19 protein-coding genes and 2 tRNA genes are annotated in these 15,714 nt (G+C 64.8%); 5 read left to right on the plus strand and 16 right to left on the minus strand.

What is annotated here, in order from left to right; all coding sequences use genetic code 11:
• Positions 1 to 40: 40 nt before the first annotated feature.
• From DEF76_RS09155 to DEF76_RS09165, 3 genes are all read left to right on the plus strand, one after another.
• Positions 41 to 118 (plus strand) — tRNA-Pro (locus DEF76_RS09155).
• A gap of 49 nt (positions 119 to 167) precedes the next feature.
• A complete protein-coding gene (locus DEF76_RS09160; protein WP_162800574.1) occupies positions 168 to 479 on the plus strand; it encodes an ETC complex I subunit in 312 nt (103 codons plus the stop codon).
• A gap of 8 nt (positions 480 to 487) precedes the next feature.
• Positions 488 to 564, plus strand: a tRNA-Arg gene (locus DEF76_RS09165).
• 273 nt (positions 565 to 837) lie between these two features.
• Here the strand turns inward: DEF76_RS09165 and DEF76_RS09170 are convergent.
• The 11 genes from DEF76_RS09170 to DEF76_RS09220 all read right to left on the minus strand — a co-directional run bounded on the left by DEF76_RS09170 (position 838) and on the right by DEF76_RS09220 (position 9,896).
• Positions 838 to 1,752 (minus strand): LysR family transcriptional regulator, encoded by a 915-nt coding sequence (locus DEF76_RS09170; RefSeq protein WP_114912082.1) that lies wholly within the window; start codon positions 1,750 to 1,752, stop codon positions 838 to 840.
• Positions 1,753 to 1,987: 235 nt separating this feature from the next.
• Positions 1,988 to 2,722 carry a glycosyltransferase gene (locus tag DEF76_RS09175; RefSeq protein WP_114913774.1) on the minus strand — a complete coding sequence of 245 codons (735 nt, stop codon included), beginning with the start codon at positions 2,720 to 2,722 and terminating at the stop codon, positions 1,988 to 1,990.
• 187 nt (positions 2,723 to 2,909) lie between these two features.
• Positions 2,910 to 4,322, minus strand: a complete 1,413-nt coding sequence (locus DEF76_RS09180; protein ID WP_114912083.1) for a glycosyltransferase 87 family protein — start codon at positions 4,320 to 4,322, stop codon at positions 2,910 to 2,912.
• Positions 4,310 to 5,077 carry a TIGR04282 family arsenosugar biosynthesis glycosyltransferase gene (locus DEF76_RS09185; RefSeq protein ID WP_114913775.1) on the minus strand — a complete coding sequence of 256 codons (768 nt, stop codon included), beginning with the start codon at positions 5,075 to 5,077 and terminating at the stop codon, positions 4,310 to 4,312. Before DEF76_RS09185 ends, DEF76_RS09180 begins: the two co-directional genes overlap by 13 nt.
• A 203-nt stretch (positions 5,078 to 5,280) precedes the next feature.
• The gene (locus DEF76_RS09190) at positions 5,281 to 5,748 is read right to left on the minus strand and encodes a hypothetical protein (RefSeq protein WP_162800575.1); all 468 of its coding nucleotides are present in this window, start codon (positions 5,746 to 5,748) and stop codon (positions 5,281 to 5,283) included.
• A gap of 136 nt (positions 5,749 to 5,884) precedes the next feature.
• A complete protein-coding gene (locus tag DEF76_RS09195) occupies positions 5,885 to 6,850 on the minus strand; it encodes an alpha/beta fold hydrolase (protein ID WP_114912085.1) in 966 nt (321 codons plus the stop codon).
• 22 nt (positions 6,851 to 6,872) lie between these two features.
• Entirely contained in the window at positions 6,873 to 7,511 is a 639-nt protein-coding gene (locus DEF76_RS09200; protein WP_114912086.1) for an FMN-dependent NADH-azoreductase, read from the minus strand.
• A 55-nt stretch (positions 7,512 to 7,566) separates the two neighbouring features.
• The gene (locus DEF76_RS09205) at positions 7,567 to 8,031 is read right to left on the minus strand and encodes a nuclear transport factor 2 family protein (protein ID WP_114912087.1); all 465 of its coding nucleotides are present in this window, start codon (positions 8,029 to 8,031) and stop codon (positions 7,567 to 7,569) included.
• A 75-nt stretch (positions 8,032 to 8,106) separates the two neighbouring features.
• Entirely contained in the window at positions 8,107 to 8,496 is a 390-nt protein-coding gene (locus tag DEF76_RS09210) for a nuclear transport factor 2 family protein (protein ID WP_162800576.1), read from the minus strand.
• A gap of 91 nt (positions 8,497 to 8,587) precedes the next feature.
• On the minus strand, positions 8,588 to 9,448 hold the full coding sequence (locus tag DEF76_RS09215) for an alpha/beta fold hydrolase (RefSeq protein WP_114912089.1): 861 nt from the start codon (positions 9,446 to 9,448) through the stop codon (positions 8,588 to 8,590).
• A gap of 238 nt (positions 9,449 to 9,686) precedes the next feature.
• The gene (locus tag DEF76_RS09220; protein WP_205216156.1) at positions 9,687 to 9,896 is read right to left on the minus strand and encodes an SPASM domain-containing protein; all 210 of its coding nucleotides are present in this window, start codon (positions 9,894 to 9,896) and stop codon (positions 9,687 to 9,689) included.
• A gap of 206 nt (positions 9,897 to 10,102) precedes the next feature.
• On the opposite strand from DEF76_RS09220, the gene istA reads away from it, so the two are divergent.
• Together istA and istB are read left to right on the plus strand one after the other, a co-directional pair.
• Positions 10,103 to 11,620 carry an IS21 family transposase gene (istA, locus tag DEF76_RS09225; RefSeq protein ID WP_408842839.1) on the plus strand — a complete coding sequence of 506 codons (1,518 nt, stop codon included), beginning with the start codon at positions 10,103 to 10,105 and terminating at the stop codon, positions 11,618 to 11,620.
• Positions 11,621 to 11,641: 21 nt separating this feature from the next.
• Entirely contained in the window at positions 11,642 to 12,394 is a 753-nt protein-coding gene (istB, locus tag DEF76_RS09230; RefSeq protein WP_114912091.1) for an IS21-like element helper ATPase IstB, read from the plus strand.
• 134 nt (positions 12,395 to 12,528) lie between these two features.
• On the opposite strand, the gene DEF76_RS09235 is transcribed toward istB, so the two are convergent.
• The 5 genes from DEF76_RS09235 to DEF76_RS20190 all read right to left on the minus strand — a co-directional run bounded on the left by DEF76_RS09235 (position 12,529) and on the right by DEF76_RS20190 (position 15,595).
• On the minus strand, positions 12,529 to 13,395 hold the full coding sequence (locus DEF76_RS09235) for a radical SAM protein (protein ID WP_114912092.1): 867 nt from the start codon (positions 13,393 to 13,395) through the stop codon (positions 12,529 to 12,531).
• A 175-nt stretch (positions 13,396 to 13,570) separates the two neighbouring features.
• Positions 13,571 to 14,044, minus strand: a complete 474-nt coding sequence (locus DEF76_RS09240) for a PRC-barrel domain-containing protein (protein WP_162800577.1) — start codon at positions 14,042 to 14,044, stop codon at positions 13,571 to 13,573.
• Positions 14,045 to 14,049: 5 nt separating this feature from the next.
• On the minus strand, positions 14,050 to 14,823 hold the full coding sequence (locus DEF76_RS09245; RefSeq protein WP_114912094.1) for a molybdopterin-dependent oxidoreductase: 774 nt from the start codon (positions 14,821 to 14,823) through the stop codon (positions 14,050 to 14,052).
• Positions 14,820 to 15,464, minus strand: coding sequence for a cytochrome b/b6 domain-containing protein (locus tag DEF76_RS09250; protein WP_114913776.1), 645 nt, complete (start codon positions 15,462 to 15,464; stop codon positions 14,820 to 14,822). The genes DEF76_RS09245 and DEF76_RS09250 overlap by 4 nt, the downstream gene beginning before the upstream one ends.
• A 2-nt stretch (positions 15,465 to 15,466) precedes the next feature.
• Complete coding sequence (locus DEF76_RS20190) at positions 15,467 to 15,595, minus strand: hypothetical protein (protein WP_275895703.1); 129 nt, start codon at positions 15,593 to 15,595, stop codon at positions 15,467 to 15,469.
• Between the last annotated feature and the right edge of the window lie 119 nt (positions 15,596 to 15,714).

Consider the following 15,714-nt stretch of genomic DNA (forward strand, 5'->3'; position numbering starts at 1 on the left):
CCCTTGCGCGCGGCGGCGGCGGCCCATAGTTTCCGCCCGGCGGGGCGTGGCGCAGTCTGGTTAGCGCGCGTGTTTTGGGTACACGAGGCCGCCGGTTCGAATCCGGCCGCCCCGACCAGCGCGGAACCGCCGCGCAAGGCGATATGCCGACGAGGAGAGAGAGAGCGATGACGCGCCGAGCCCGGATCTATCAGCCGCCCAAAACCGCGATGCAGTCGGGCCAGGCCAACACCCATGACTGGGTGCTGGAATTCGAGCCCACCGCGCCGCGCCAGCACGACCCGTTGATGGGCTGGATCAGCAGCAGCGATACCGAAACCCAGATCCGCCTTCGCTTCCCGACCCGCGAGGCGGCGATGGCCTATGCCGCCCGGCACGCCATCCCCTATGACCTCGAACTCCCCGCCCGCCCGCGCTTTCGCCCCAAGGTCTATGCTGAGAATTTTCAATATCGCCGCCGCGAAAACTGGACCCATTAGACCAAGCGGCGCCCTTAGCTCAGTCGGATAGAGCAACAGCCTTCTAAGCTGTGGGTCGGTGGTTCGAATCCACCAGGGCGCGCCATTTTTCAATCGCTTAATCGGTGATGATTTGCTCTTCGGGGGCACACCGGGGGTGGGCTCGCTTGGCGCGCGATCGGCGCGCTCTCAGGCGGCGCGGGTGAGGTCATATCGGCCAGCGCGCCACCGCACGCCAGGGCCGCCCTTGCCTGCCCGCGCCCGTGGTCGCCGGCCCGCGGCACTTTTTGGCCAGAGAGGGCTTCGGGTGACGCGCTCCGGCATGAGGCCAGACAATAATTCCTGGTAAAGATCGGCCGGCGAGCCTGTCAACGGCGGATCAAAACCGGGCCGGCGCGGCGTTTGTCAGACGGTCCCGAAGACGCGGAACAGCGAAATCGACGAAGGCGCGCAGCTTGAGTGGCAGGCGGCCTCGTTTGTCGTAGATCAAGTGCACCGGCCGAGGCGAGGGCTCGTAGGCTTCGAGTAGCAGCTGCAACCGCCCGTCGCGCACATAGTGAGCGACCTGGTAGGAATTGGCCCTGATCACCCCCGCACCGGCGACACCCGCAGCGATCGTCGCATCGAAGGTATTGACGCTCAAGCGTGATCTGAGAGGGATGGCGATCTCATTGCCGTCTGACCAGTAACGCCAAAGGGTGGGGGACGACACGCTCTCGAACGAGATCACATCGTGGTCGGCGAGGTCCTGCGGAACGGCCGGGGCTGCGCGCGCGGCGAGATAGGCGGGGCTTGCGCATGTCACCCGGCGGGTTGCGCCGAGGCGGGTTGCGATCAGGTTGCTGTCAGGCAGGTCGCCGATACGCAGGGCAACGTCGATCTGGTCGTCGAGGAAGTGGGTCACGCGGTCGGTCAGCATCAGCGCGACGGACACTTCGGGGAACGATGCAAGGAAGCTGGTGACGACGGGCAGGACGTGAAGCCGGCCAAACATGGTGGGGGCGGTAACGACCAGGTCGCCCTTGGGCGCGGTGTATTCGCCGGCGGCGGCGCGTTCGGCCTCGTTCAGCGCCTCGAGAATCGTCTTGGCCGCGTTGACGTAGGTCCGGCCCGCGGGCGTCAGCTCGAGACCCTTCGACGAACGGATCAGGAGGTTCGCCTTCAGGTGGCTTTCGAGCTCAGACACTTTGCGGCTTACGGTGGCGAGCGGCTGGCCGAGTTTGCGGCTCGCCTTTGAAAGGCTGCCGCACTCGACCGCCGTGAGCATCATCTGCATCGCATCCAAACGGTCCATGGGCCTACCAAAATGGAGAATGATACCGGTCAGCGAAATCGCTGACCGGTATGCGCGCAGGGTTGGTGTGGCGGCTGCGCGCAACATCAAAAAGATACCAACCAGCCGTCTTCAAGCGACGTGTCATTCTTTCGGCTGGCTGGTATGACACCGCGAGACTCTAGCGAATACCTGCGCAACGGGGAAAGGGCCGAGCAAGGGATCGGCAAGCGACGAACGCCCCTCAACGTCGCGTTCAAGTCGGGCGCGCCCGGTGTGCGCGGCGCGCGCGCCAGAACCGGACGAATACCGCCAAGAGCTGTGCGCTCGCGCGGAGCGTGCCACACACATTGCCGGCGACCTTCGAGTGTCCGTTGCGGCGCCGCCCGTAGGGAAGCGGCACCTCTCGGATCCGCAGGCCTGCTGCGGCCGCTCGGATCTGCATCTCGAGATTCCAGCCGTAGGTGAGTTCGGTCATGCCAAGCCGTTCGAGCGTCTCGAGGCGGAGTGCGCGAAAGGCACACATGTCGCGGTAGGTCGTGCCCGTCATCAGGCCGATCAATCGACCGAACGCCCACCCAGCGAAGACCTGGTGGAGCCCCATGCTGGCGCGCGCACGGCCGGCGGCGCTGCGATGTGCGAGCACGAGATCGGCCTCGCCGCGGCGAACCGGACCGACGATGTCGCCGGCGCGTTCCGCGGCATCGCTGCCGTCGCCGTCGAGAAACAGCACGATGTCGGCCCCGAGCGCCCCCGCCGCCGCGGCGCCGCGCGCGCAAGCCCGTCCGTAGCCGCGCCTGCCCTCGCGGATCACCAACGCGCCCGCCGCCTCGGCTTCCGCGGCCGTTGTGTCGGCACTGCCGCCGTCGACCACGATGACGTGGTCAACGACCTCGCGCGGAAGGCGTCGCACGGTGGGCCCGATCGCGCCGGCTTCCTCGAAGGCGGGGATGACGGCGATGGTGCTGATGTTATCCCGCGAACTCGTCATCAAAGGCGCCATCGGAGTCTGCATCCCCCGCACCGCTTCGGCGGCGCATTGCCGGGCAGTCGGCGAGGGAGGTCGCGACCGGCGTTGGCGTTCCAGATCTCGCGAAGCGCCTGCTGCGTTGCGTCGCCGCGCGCGGAGACGGGAGCGACGCCACAGGGCAGCGCGCGGCGATGCGGGGTGCAATACATCAGCGATCACGACCGACGGCCGAGCGCCCAGGGCTCGTCGCTGTGGGCACGTCGCAGGTTGCGGCCGGGCTCGGTTGCGCGGGACGCGCAGAGCGGCGCCCGATGATTGCGCCCTCGTCCACCACGAACAGGACGATGGCCGGCACATAGACGAGGGCAGGCCAGAGAAAGAATTCGTGCCAAGGGTTGAGAATGAGGATGAGCGGCGCCACCGACAGCCAGAGAAGTGCCCTGCTCGGCCGCAGCACCGCGAAGATAGCCAGAAATGGAAAATACCAGTGGTAATGGGGACTGAAGACGAAGGTCGCGAGGACGGCGAGAAAGCCAGCCCAGCCCGCGATGCGGCGAACCTCCGCCGCACGATCGGCGCTATCTGCGCGGCAGGCGCGAGCGGCCACGAGCGCTGCCGCCCCGAGCGCCAGCGCCGAGGCAAGGCCGTAGAGCGGCACCGCGTAGCGCCGAAGGGGGGTAAGGTCAGCGAGCCCGGCGAGCAGCCAGATGCCCCGGCCGTCGCGCAGGCCCTCCTCCGCCCCATACCCTCCGAGAAAGCCCAGGACGCGACCCGGTCCGACGGCGATGAAGGCAAGGTAGAATAAGACGATTGTGAGAATGGCGACGACCGGCAATCGCCAGCGCCCGCGCCACAACGCCGGTCCGATGGCGGCCGGCAAAAACTTGACCAGCGTCGCAGCGCCGAGTGCCGCGCCGGCCCAGCCATCCCGTCGGACCGCGCGCGCGAGCAGAGCCACCGCCATGAACGCGATCGCTTCGGCATCGACATGGCCGTTGCCGGCGTAAGACCAGATGGCGAGCGGGTTCCAGGCGTAGAGCAGCACCCGCGCAGGCGGTTGGCGGCAGAGGCGCAGCGTTGCCAAGAGACACGCGATCGCGATCGCCTCAAAGCCGACGGACGCGAGCTTCATCGCGAACGGCGTTTGAGAGATCATCGCCACGAGACGGAACATGAGCTCCGCCGCAGGCGGATAGATCGTGTGCGCGTAGAAGCGACGATTGACGTTGTCGAAAATCGCACGGTCGCGCAGGGCGGCAAGCGCAGGGTCCGCGGGAATGTATCGGTAGGGATTGATGCCGGCGAGCTGGACGCGGCCATCCCAGATGTAGCGGTAGAGATCGCTCGACAGGAAGGGCGGCCCAACGAGCGCCGGCGCGCGCGCGAGGAGTGCGACCCCGAGCACGATCGCCAGCGTCGCCGCATTGCCGCTTTCGCGAAGCACCAGCCACGCGGCAGCGAAATAGAGTATCGCCGCGACTCCGAGCACCGCGACAAAACGACCCACGGGCCATGTCGAGCCGGCCGGGTCGGCGCCCCGCGCATAGAGCAGCAGACCGCAAAGAACGAGCGCCGCCAAAGCGGCGCCGAGCACGGCGAGACGCGCGTTCAACCCTCGCATGCGACTGGGGTCAGCAAGCCGAGTGCGCGAAGCGCGGCTCGTGTCGCCGGCGCGGGGAAGCCATCGTGGCCTGCGGTCTCCAAGGAGATGACGAGCTGCTCGAGCGCTGGGCCATCGTCGATGTCAAACCATTTCGGCAACGCCGCGATCTCAAGACCAATCTCCGCCGCGCGTGCGCGCGTCTCGGCGGCGACCACGCTGGTGCTCCAGCTGATGTTGCGAAACAGGGCGGCGTGCGGCCGCTTCAATCCGAGGAGGTAATAGCCGCCGTCCTCGGTGGGGCCGAGCACCGCCCGGTCCCCGGGTGCGCCGAGCAGACGCGCCGCGGCCACGAGGTAGGCGGTCGGTAAGGTTGGCCCATCCGAGTTCAGCACGCAGACCGATCCATAGCCCGCATCGAAAAGCGCCTCCACCGTCTGCAACAGGCAGCGACCGAACCCTTCGACGCCCGGCCTCTCGATGGCTTGTCCGTCCGCCAGCAGCATCGACGTGCCAGCGGCAAGAAGCGGCTGCAGCAAGGACTCTAAGCCGCACGGCGCGTAGGCGACAACGCTTCGGATTGGCGCCGACTGCCCGGCCAGAATGACATTGGCGGTGGTGTCTCTCAGAAAGGCGGCGCTCAGCGCGGCCGCCGCATCCGCGCCGATAATCGGTGCCAGCCGCGTCTTGGCGCTTCCGCTCCGCGGCGCTTTGCCCATGACCGCGATCGCGCAGGTGGTGCGGATCTCAGGCAGCGGCTTATCCGTGATGTCCATGATCGGGCTCCTCATCTGGGATGGTCGGGAGCAATCAGCCGGCCCGAAATGTCCTGCCAACCCGATTCAGTTCAGACCACTGCGCAGCATCATCGAAGTAGAGATTGGCACGAAAACCGCGAGGATCGAGACGCCGGCCGACATGATCACCGACGAGAACCATGCCGGCAAACGCATCGAGTGGGCACACAGCGAAACCTATCTCACTCATCGAAAGCAGTTACCTTTTCGATATACGCGCGAAACTTCGGCGAAAATCCGAATGGATTTTCCGCCCACCACTCTCTTGCACCGGCGGACGAAAACACCGCTTTGATGCCATCCTCTTCGGCCAACACAATGCCGCGGTCGCCGGCACCCAAGCCCGCTTGCGCGTACATGGTTTCACAGACGTGCATGTAGGCGCGGAGTATCGAGTCAAAACGCCATCGATCTTCCGGCGTCATGGCGCTTCTGTCGCTCAGGCCCAAAAGCCAGAGTCTGGTGACCTCGCCATCGCGTGCCCATAACAGGTTGATACGGTTGAGTGCCTCGGAGATCGCGTGATGCGAAGCGGCCCGGGCAATTTTCGTGTTTTGACGGATTTGAAGGCCTATGAAAATGAGCGATACGATGACCGCGGTTGAGCTTACCGCTTGTGAGAATTGCGACAGTTGAGCGAGAGTGATCACGTTCGTTCCCTGCCAGACCCGCGTTGACGTCGCGATCAATGATGCCCGCATTTTGCAACGTCGGCCTCCCGAGTAATACGGGTCATCAGGGCCGCCCGGTCTTTGCTTGGCACCATCAAATTTGTTCCCCTCGATTTTAGTTTTTGGCTGGTGGGTCGGCGGGAAATTGCTTTGCCATAAAGGCCAGAATCAACGCGGCGATCTCGTCGTTCTTCTCATCCAGGGCGAAATGGCCAGCGTCGAGAAGATGAATTTCCGCATCCGGCAGGTCGGCGCGGTAAGCCTTTGCACCCGCCGCGATGAAGGAGGGATCGTTAGCGCCCCAGACGACCAGGGTCGGCGGCCGGTGGTGGCGCAGCCATGCCTGCCAGGCGGCGTAGGAGGCGACGTTGGTGCGGTAGTCGTAGAGCAGGGCGGTTTGGATTTCGCGCTGGCCTGGCCGTGAGAGATGGGCGAACTCATCATCCCAGCTATCGGGGTCATAGACTTCGGGATGAGAGGTGCCGGCCAGGTGTCGTTCCTTCGTCGCGTCAAAGGAAAGAAAAGCGTCAACAACCTCGGGATGCGCCTTCGGATCGGCCCAGAACGCCGCGATCTTCGCCCATTTCGCCCCGAGCCCGGCGTGATAGGCGTTCCCGTTCTGGACGATCAGCGCCTGCAGCCGCTCGGGATGGGCGAGCATGATGCGATAACCGATCGGCGCCCCGTAATCGAACAGATAAAGCGTGTAGCGGGTGATTTCGAGCTGCGCGAGCAGCGCGTCGATCGTTCCGGCGAGATGATCGAAGGTGTAGCTGTACGCTGCCGGCGATGGCGCATCGCTCTGCCCGAAACCGGGAAAATCCGGTGCGATGACATGATAGCGCGTCGCCAGCAGAGGGATCAGCGTGCTGTATCCCCGAGAAGACGAGGGGAACCCATGCAGCAGCACGATGGTGGGCGCGTCCTTGGGGCCAGCCTCGCGATAGAAAATCCCGACGCCGTCAACCTCGGTGCGATGATACGTGGTCGTCGCCGTGGTTGACGGGATGGGGCTTGCCGCCATGGCGGGACCGGCGAGCGCCATACCAAGGATCGCGGCCCCAACCGTACGAGGGTTCATGGTCTTGCTCCTTCCGATAAAGTCAGACGCGCCCGTGCGCTTGGCCGAGGTCCATCGCGGCCCGCTTGGCCTGCTCAAGCGCACCAGTGGGATCTGGCGTCAGGAGCGTGGGCTGGAACCTCACCTCATCAATGGCGATGACACCGGCCTGGTTGAGCCAGGCCCTGAGGTAGGTGGACTGGTAGTCGATCCCGAAGGCCGGCGATGGCCGGCTGTCCGCATAGGCGCCCGATGTCAACACAAGCGTGGCGTGCTTGTTCTGCAGCAGGCCGAAATAGCCGGTCTCTGGGTTCAACCCCCAGAGGAGACCCGGTTGGTGGATGATGTCGATATAGTGCTTCAGCCGGTATGGGATCGCGCTGTTCCACATGGGCACGGCAAACAGATAGCGGTCCGCGGCGATGAAGCGGGACGCGATTTCCACAACCTGATCCCAGGCGGTCTTCTGCACCGCACTGTGCTCCTGGCCGAGCATCACGTTGACTTTGGCTGCGGCCTTGTCGCCATCGAAGGCCGGCAGCGCGGTTTCCCAAAGTGCGAGCACGTCCACTTCGAGCGCCGGGTTCGTCGCTTTCAGAGCGTCAAGGTAGGTCTGCGCGACCTGGATCGACTTGGACTGCTCGCCGCGAGGCGATGCCTGGATGAAGAGCAGCTTGGTCATGCAGCGTTCCTTTCGACTGCGGGTGAGAATCGCCGGTGCGTCGGCGAGCCAGGCATCAGAGGCCGAGGTCGCTGAGGCTTGGGTGGTCGTCGGGGCGGCGACCGAGGGGCCAGCGGAATTGCCGTTCGGCCTCGGCGATGGGATGTTCGTTGATGCTGGCGAAGCGGGTTGCCATCAGGCCGTCGGCGTCGAAGCGCCAGTTCTCGTTGCCGTAGGCGCGGAACCAGTGTCCGCTGTCATCGCGGTATTCGTAGGCGAAGCGCACCGCGATGCGGTCCCTGGCGAAGGTCCAGAGCTCCTTGATCAGACGGTAGTCCAGTTCTCGCGCCCATTTGCGGGTAAGGAATGCCTGGATCTCCTCACGGCCATTCGGAAACTCGACACGGTTCCGCCAGCGGCTGTCGGGCGTGTAAGCGAGGACCACCCGCGCGGGATCGCGCGTATTCCAGGCGTCCTCAGCGGCCCGCACTTTCTGGATTGCGGTCTCTTCGGTGAAAGGAGGCAGCGGTGGGCGGTTCATCGTGTGGTTCTCTGGCAAGTCAGCGGATGGGGGGCGCGGGCCGGACTTGGGTGGCGTGGGCCTGCCGGTGGTGGCTCACCGACGACGAGCGTCCGCGATCGCCAAGGTGTCGATGAACTGCCGGAAGCGGGTGATTTTCTCGCCTTTCACCGTCCAGACATGGGCGTAACGCGCCTCGGCAGTCTTGCCGGTGACGCCGTGGACGCCTGTGAAATTACCGAGCGACACCACGGTGTCGCCCTCGGTGACGAACTCGATGGGCACGAGCGAGAAGCTGGTCCACTCAGCCATCAACGGCTTGAACAGGCCCTCGGCGACAGCACCCGGGCCGCGTCCTTCGACCTTGTAATGCCACATCGTGATCCACTCGATATCTGGGTCCATCAAGCCCAGGGCGCCGGGTGCATCGCTGGCGGCGAGCTTGGCGTAGAAGTCGCGGACAGTGTCCGTCGGGGTGGCAGTCAAGGCCGGTCTCCGTCGACAAAGGTGCGTTCCCAGCGAGTGCTAAGGTCCGGGGAGCCGGGCGCCGCGATGAGCGCTCGGCGGGCGTCTGCGGTCAGCGCAAATGCGTGGCGAGGAAGGCGCGCATGGCCGCGCCGATCTCGCGGGCATGGGTCTCCAGGGCGAAATGGCCGGTATCGAGGAAGCGGATTTCGGCGTTCGGGGCGTCGTGCTTGAAGGCTTCGGCGCCCTGCGGGCTGAAGAAGGGGTCGTTCTTGCCCCAGATCGCCAACACCGGCGGCCGCTCGTTGCGCAGATAGGCCTGAATCTTGCCGTAGAGCGCGACGTTGGTCTCATAGTCGCCGAACAGGTCCAGTTGGATTTCGTCATTGCCGGGACGCGCCAGGTAGAAGTCGTCGAGGTTGCGGCCATCGGGCGAGACCAGCTCCGGATCGCTGACGCCGTGGGTGTATTGGAAGAGGGTGGTCTGCGGCGACAGCAAAGCGCGCAGGGCGTTGCGGTTGGCCTCGGTCGGCTCGTTCCAGTAGGATCGGAGCGGGGCGAACCCCTCGGACAAACCTTCGCGGTAGGTGTTGCCGTTCTGCGAGACGATTGCGGTGATGCGATCAGGATGCGCCAGGGCCAATCGGAAGCCGACCGGGGCGCCGTAATCGAAAACGTAGATCGCAAACCGCGTCAGGCCGAGCGCTTCGGTAAAGCGGCCGATCACCTTGGCGATATTTTCGAACGTGTAGGCGAAGACGGCGCGAGCGGGTTGCTCGGTCATGCCGAAGCCGGGCAGATCCGGGGCGACGACATGATACTGACTGGCGAGTTCCGGAATCAGATCGCGGAACATGTGGCTCGCACTCGGGAATCCGTGCAGCAGCAGCACGGCCGGCGCGCTCGGGTCGCCGGCGGATCGGTAAAACACCTTGAGCCCATCGACATCGACAGTATTGAAGCGGGCAGTCATTACGCGGTCTCCTGACATGTATATCGCGTGGCGCCGGCCACCCTCGTTTACGATATCGTTGTGGGCCGTCTCGGACCGGCCGGGCAGCGGTCGCGTTTGGAAAGCGGCTTACCATTCAGTGGAAGGGCTGAGCTCTCGCCTCGGTCGTCGCACCTGCCCTGGCGCATTGTGAGCGCGCCTGCCGCCGCGAAGGCCGGGATGCCGGCAACCGTGCTAGTGTTATTCTGCGAGCTTGCCATCAGAGGCTCCATCGCAGCCCGCATCCCTCGCACGGCTTCGGCGGCGAATTGCTGAGCAGCCGGTGACGGAAGTCGCGATAGGCATTGCCGTTCCAGATCTCGCGAAGCGTCTGCTGCGTCGCGTCGCCGAGCGTGTAGTTGTCATAGCCGCGCGCGGAGAAGGGCGCGATGCAGCACGGCAGCGCGCGGCCATGCGCGGTGAAATACATCAGCTGCAGATTCCGACGGAAGCCGGCCGGGGATTCCGATTTGATGTCGGCCAGCGTTCCGATTTGAAGCCGGCCACCATTCCGATTTAATTCCGGCCACCTGGCGGGGATTTTTCAGCGTTTTCGGCTGGGTCAGCAACTCGGGCAACTGTCCTCTCGTTACCATCAACGAGGAGGGCTGGATGCCGGCGAAGAGAGAGCTGACGATGCGGCAGATACGACAAACCTTACGGCTGGCCAGTGACGGCATCAGCGCCAGGGCGATGGGGCGGATGCTGGGCGTGGCGCGGAGCACGATCCAGGACAATCTGAAGCGGGCGCAGGCAGCGGGGCTGGCGTGGCCGTTGCCGGCCGACCTCAGTGATGCGGTTTTGGAGGAGCGGCTGTTTGCCCGCAGCGGCGCGCCGCGGGGGGTGCGCCGGCGCGCCGAGCCGGTCTGGAGCGAGCTGGTCTGCGAGCTCAAGCGCCCGGGCGTGAACCTGATGGTGCTGTGGGAGGAATATCGCGCCGGGCATCCGGAAGGGTACAGCTACAGCCGGTTCTGCGATTTGTTCAGGGAGTTCGAGGCACGGCTGTCACCGGTCATGCGCCAGGAGCACCGGGCGGGCGACAAGGTGTTCGTCGATTATTCCGGCAAAAAGTTGGGCATCACCGATCCCGCAACTGGCATCGTGCGCATGGCGGAGATTTTTGTCGCGGTGCTGGGCGCGTCGAACTACACCTACGCGGAGGCGAGCTGGACCCAGACGCTGCCGGATTGGATCGGCGCGCATAGCCGCATGTTCCGGTTTTTTGGCGGCGTGCCGCGGCTGATCGTGCCGGATAATCTGAAGTCCGGCGTCAACAAGGCGTCGTTCTACGATCCAGAGATCAACCTGAGCTATGGCCGGATGGCCTCGCATTACGGTGTTGGTGTTTTGCCGGCCCGGCCGCGGCGCCCGAAGGACAAGGCGAAGGTGGAAGCCGGTGTCCGCTTTGCCCAGAGCTACATTCTGGGCCGGTTGCGCCAGCAGACTTTCTTCTCTCTGGCTGAAGCCAACCAGGCGATTGCCGGCATGGTGGAGCGGATCAACGCGCATGTCATGCGCAGGCTCGGCGTCAGCCGGCGGCATTTGTTCGAGACGATCGAACGCCAGGCTTTGGCGGCATTGCCAGAGACCGACCATGAGTTTGCGGAGTGGGGTTTTGCCCGCGTCTCGCTGGATTATCATGTCGAGGTCTGCGGCTTTTTCTACTCGGTGCCGCATCAGCTGATCCGCCAGCAAGTCGATACCCGCGCCACCGAGCGGATGGTTGAGATCTTCCACCAAGGCAAGCGGGTCGCGGTGCATCAGCGCCGCTATGGCGGTCCAAGGCACGGCACTGCCCCTGAGCATATGCCGAGCGCGCACCGGCGCTACGCCGCATGGACGCCGGAGCGGTTCCGCTCATGGGGCGCATCGATCGGCCCGCAGACCGAGGGGCTGATCATCGCCATCCTCGCCAACCGGCCGCATCCGGAACAGGGGTTTCGGACATGCCTTGGCATCCTGCGGCTGTTCAAGGAGTTGGACCGTCCGCGCGCCGAGGCGGTGGCGGCCCGAGCGGTCGCCTTTGGCGCGTTCAACTACAAGAGCATTGCCTCGATCATCGCCAGCAAGCTCGACCAGACGGCCAGCCCGCCAGATGAGGCGCAGGCGGTGCTGACCCACAGCAATCTGCGCGGCGCCGAATATTTTCACTGATTTCCACTGAAAGGAACAAGCATGCTCACCCACCCGACCCTCGACCTGCTGCACAAACTCGGCCTGCACGGCATGGCCAAAGCCTTCAAGGACCTCGACGCCCGGCCGGAGGTTGCCGGTTTGGCCCATGGCGAATGGCTGGCTTTATTGCTCGAGCACGAGGCCACGTTGCGACAGCAGAAACGCTTCGAGAGCCGCGCCCGCGCGGCCAAATTGCGCCAGTCCGCCAGCGTCGAGGATGTCGATTACCGCGCCCCGCGCGGCCTCGACCGGGCACAGTTCCTGAAACTCGCCAGCTGTGACTGGGTGCGCGCCCGGCATAATCTGCTCATTACCGGCCCCTGCGGGGTCGGCAAAAGCTGGCTGGCCTGCGCGCTGGGCCAGAAGGCTTGCCGCGAGGATCTCTCGACCGCCTATCACCGGGTGTCGCGGCTGTTCTCTGCCCTGGCGCTGGCCCGCGCCGATGGCCGTTACGCCAGAACACTGCGCCAGATCGCCAGGCTCGACCTGTTGATTTTGGACGATTGGGGCCCCGAGACCCTGAACGCGGACCAACGCCGCGATCTGCTGGAAATTATCGATGACCGCCACGAGATGCGCTCCGTCATCATCACCAGCCAAGTGCCGGTCGAGCGCTGGTACGAAATCATCGGCGATCCCACCATCGCCGACGCCATCCTCGACCGCCTCGTCCACAACGCCTACCGCATCGAACTCACCGGCGAGAGCCTCCGTAAAAAGCGCGATCCGGCACCGGCCCACGCCCGAACTTGACCCAAAACAAGGACACGATAATCATTCAACCAGACCCAACCGAAGACGCTCAGGTGGCCGGCTTCAAATCGGAACCCCGGCCGGCTTCAGTTCGGAAGCAGTGGCCGGCTTCAAGTTGGAATGCATGGCCGACTTCATCGGAATCCGCACATCAGCGACCAAGGTCGACGGCAGAGCGACCAGGGCTCGTTGCTGTGGGCGCGGCGCAAGCTGAGACCTGGCTCGGTTGCGCCGGACGCGTCGAGCATGACGCCCAGCGAGCGCCCGAGCGCTATCGCTTCTTCGATCGCATCCGCCTCTGGCTGCTGCGTGCGTTCAAACAGCGAGCTTTCCGCGCGCGCGAGCCCGAAGCCCTGCTCATCGAACACGAGCCGCTGCAAATGAACCTCGGCCACGCCCATGCGCGCGGCGAGGCGGACGAAAGCGGGCAGCTGGTCGACGGTCTCCTTGAGGCCGGTGAGCCAGAGTGAGACACGCGGTGTCGAGACATCCCGCGCCTTCTGATAGTCGGTAAGGCGCTTCACGTCGCGCACGATCCGGTCGAAGAAATTCTTGCCGCGTACGCGCGCGTAGGTGGGTGCGTCGGCAGCGTCGAGCGACACGCGAAGCTCGTCGAGACCGGATTCCACCAATTCCGGGAAGCGGCGCTCGCGGAGCAGCGTTCCGTTGGTGTTGAAGAGGACGTAGACGCCGCGATTCTTGAGATAGGAGATCATGCGCGGCAGGTCGCGCACCAGCATCGGCTCGCCGACACCATGCAGGACGGCACGCGTGAGACGGGGGAGCTGGTCGACGATGCGCGTGAACAGCTCCCACGACATATCGGCCGGCGGCTCCAAGGTCTCGAAGCTGCGCGGACAGGTCTCGCAGACCAGGTTGCAGCGGTTCGTGACTTCGAGATAGACGCAGACCGGGGCGGCGTCGGCCTCGACTGACCGTTCGGCCTTGACCGTCTCGAAATAACGCCGCGGATCGGCAACAAGCGTGGTTTCGGCCGTCATGGAATGCTCCTTTCGTGTGGCGAAGGTGCGTCTTTGCTGGCGCCTGCCACGAGATGGTCGCCAACCGAAGTGAAATGCATTTGTTTGATCACGAGGATGCTCGGCGACTATGGCGAGTGGCCGCGCATCAGCAGCGCGACGATCTCCGTCGTTGATCAAGATCGACCAATCGAAATCAATGAGAAGGTTTGGCGAGCCCCACGCGTATCACCGCGTTCAATGGCAGAGGCGTGGTCCCGGCGGCGGAAAAGGTTGGAAAATGGTTCAACGCCTCCGGGGTATAGGCAACGATCTCCATGTCCTGCCCGAGCAGCACCATGGCGTCGATCGGCACCGCGATCGGCCGGGCGCCGAAACCAAGAAAGCCGCCGTACGCCACGACCGCCTCGATGGTTCCCATTTGATCACTGATGACGCTTCTGACGGTGCCGAGGACGCGCTGGCTCGGGACGGGCTGCAGCACGTCCCGAGCCAGCAGCGCGCCTACCTGCACGGGCTGCGGAAAACGCATGGCGGCCGATCGGTCGAGGCTCATGCCAGGCGGCGGCGGCATGCCACCGGGCAGCGGGCTCTGCGCTTGCGCTGCGCTGCCGCCGGCGAGGAGCAGGGCGATCGCGACGGTAGAGCCACTCCTGCTGACAGTTCTCATCCGCGCTATATCCCTGCGAACCAGGAAAAGCCGCGGCTTTCCCAGTAACCGCCGGGATAGGTGTTCGTCACTTCGATGGCGGTGATCCATTTCGGGTTCTTGTAGCCGAGCTTCGTCGACGTGCGGAGTCGGAGCGGGTAGCCGAAGGGATCGGCGATCGTCTCATCGGCGTAGCGGACCGCGAGGATGGTCTGCGGATGCAGCGCGGTCGCCATGTCAATGCTGCTCGGGTAGTCGTCGGCGGTGCGGAAGGCGACATATTTCGCGCGGGTATCGGCACCGACCCGCCGGAGGAAAGTGCCGAGCCGCACGCCCGACCACTGGCCGATGTAGCTCCAGCCTTCGACACAGATGTGCTTGATGATGTCAGTGGTTTGCGGCAGCGCTTCGATTTCCGCCACTGTCCAGGGCCTGCGCTCGGCGATCAGCCCTGCGAGTTCGAGGCGCCAGGCCGCGCCATCGACCGGGTTGACCCTGTCGACGTCGTAATAGGCATTGAATTTCGGCGGCTTCAGCACGCGGGATGCCGGATAGGTCGGCGCGAGCTTTGTCGGGTCGAAGAGCCAGGCCTGCACACCATCGTTGAAGCGCGAGATGGCAAGCAGCGCCGATTGCACCGCCTCGGGCTGGCGCACGTCGCAGCCGGTCAGCATTGCGAGCGCGCCGAGTGACAAGCCGCCGCGCACGAGGCCGCGTCGTTGGAGCCCGCGGATCAGTGCCTTGTGGTCGTCGAGAACGCCCGCGTCGGGAAGATCGTCGGGCCGGAAGGGCGATCTCATGGCGCCCTCGATCGATCGAGCCGGGGGCCGCCCGTGAGCATCGCCCAAAGCGTGCGCGGCACTAGCAAAGACAGCAGCACATGGACCAGCAAAAAGCCGACGATCACCGCCATGCCGATGAAATGGATCACCCGCACCGTCTGGAAGCCGCCGAGCAGCGCGACGAGCGAGGAGAACTGCACCGGCTTCCAGATCGCAAGGCCGGTGACGACCTGCGAGACGCCTGCCAGGATGACGATAATGTACAGCGCCTTCTGGACGGCGTTGTACGTGGTGAGGTCCTCGTGCGCGATCCGCAAGTGCAGCGTGTCACGCACGGTCGCGACGAGTTCGCGAGCGCGGATCGGCAGAAGGCGCTCGCGAAACCGCCCGGTAACGGCGCCGTAGGTCAGATAGGCGAGCCCGTTCAGTCCCAGCAGCCACATTCCTGCGAAATGATAATTGAGGCTCGGCGCCGCCCATTCGCCGAGCCGGGCCCAGCCCGGGAACATGAATCCCCGGATGATCACGTCGTCGTCGTATATTCCCCAGCCCGACGTGATCATCACGATCATAGCGAACGCGTTGATCCAGTGCATGATACGAATCGGCACGGGATGCAACTGGCGGGGGTGCCGGGCGTCGGAGAGGCGTGCCGCCATACTCATCGCGCCACGCGCGCAGCAGGCGTCGTCTTCCGGCGATCGACATCGCTGTCGAAGCGAAAGATGCGGAGTCCGTCTTCGCTGACGTGATCGGGCGCCGAGGCGCCAACGCCCGGATTAACCCTCATCGCAACGGCTTTCCTGCCGGCGGACCGTGCGAGGGAGATTGACGTCGCAGACGCCAATCCGCGGGCCGTTCTGTGCCGTTGGGATAGTGAGACCGTCCGACATCTCTGCATCATGCGAT

This window comes from Acidibrevibacterium fodinaquatile (assembly GCF_003352165.1).
Classification (GTDB): Bacteria; Pseudomonadota; Alphaproteobacteria; order Acetobacterales; family Acetobacteraceae; genus Acidibrevibacterium; species Acidibrevibacterium fodinaquatile.

Coding starts and splice junctions, on each gene's coding strand:
- DEF76_RS09240 (WP_162800577.1), bottom strand. CDS start 14,044: ATGAGAACTGTCAGCAGGAGTGGCTCTACCGTCGCGATCGCCCTGCTC.
- DEF76_RS09250 (WP_114913776.1), bottom strand. CDS start 15,464: ATGGCGGCACGCCTCTCCGACGCCCGGCACCCCCGCCAGTTGCATCCC.
- DEF76_RS09195 (WP_114912085.1), bottom strand. CDS start 6,850: ATGAACCCTCGTACGGTTGGGGCCGCGATCCTTGGTATGGCGCTCGCC.
- DEF76_RS09200 (WP_114912086.1), bottom strand. CDS start 7,511: ATGACCAAGCTGCTCTTCATCCAGGCATCGCCTCGCGGCGAGCAGTCC.
- istB (WP_114912091.1), top strand. CDS start 11,642: ATGCTCACCCACCCGACCCTCGACCTGCTGCACAAACTCGGCCTGCAC.
- DEF76_RS09245 (WP_114912094.1), bottom strand. CDS start 14,823: ATGAGATCGCCCTTCCGGCCCGACGATCTTCCCGACGCGGGCGTTCTC.
- DEF76_RS09160 (WP_162800574.1), top strand. CDS start 168: ATGACGCGCCGAGCCCGGATCTATCAGCCGCCCAAAACCGCGATGCAG.
- DEF76_RS20190 (WP_275895703.1), bottom strand. CDS start 15,595: ATGAGGGTTAATCCGGGCGTTGGCGCCTCGGCGCCCGATCACGTCAGC.
- DEF76_RS09235 (WP_114912092.1), bottom strand. CDS start 13,395: ATGACGGCCGAAACCACGCTTGTTGCCGATCCGCGGCGTTATTTCGAG.
- DEF76_RS09170 (WP_114912082.1), bottom strand. CDS start 1,752: ATGGACCGTTTGGATGCGATGCAGATGATGCTCACGGCGGTCGAGTGC.
- DEF76_RS09175 (WP_114913774.1), bottom strand. CDS start 2,722: ATGACGAGTTCGCGGGATAACATCAGCACCATCGCCGTCATCCCCGCC.
- DEF76_RS09215 (WP_114912089.1), bottom strand. CDS start 9,448: ATGACTGCCCGCTTCAATACTGTCGATGTCGATGGGCTCAAGGTGTTT.
- DEF76_RS09180 (WP_114912083.1), bottom strand. CDS start 4,322: ATGCGAGGGTTGAACGCGCGTCTCGCCGTGCTCGGCGCCGCTTTGGCG.
- istA (WP_408842839.1), top strand. CDS start 10,103: ATGCGGCAGATACGACAAACCTTACGGCTGGCCAGTGACGGCATCAGC.
- DEF76_RS09185 (WP_114913775.1), bottom strand. CDS start 5,077: ATGGACATCACGGATAAGCCGCTGCCTGAGATCCGCACCACCTGCGCG.
- DEF76_RS09220 (WP_205216156.1), bottom strand. CDS start 9,896: ATGTATTTCACCGCGCATGGCCGCGCGCTGCCGTGCTGCATCGCGCCC.
- DEF76_RS09205 (WP_114912087.1), bottom strand. CDS start 8,031: ATGAACCGCCCACCGCTGCCTCCTTTCACCGAAGAGACCGCAATCCAG.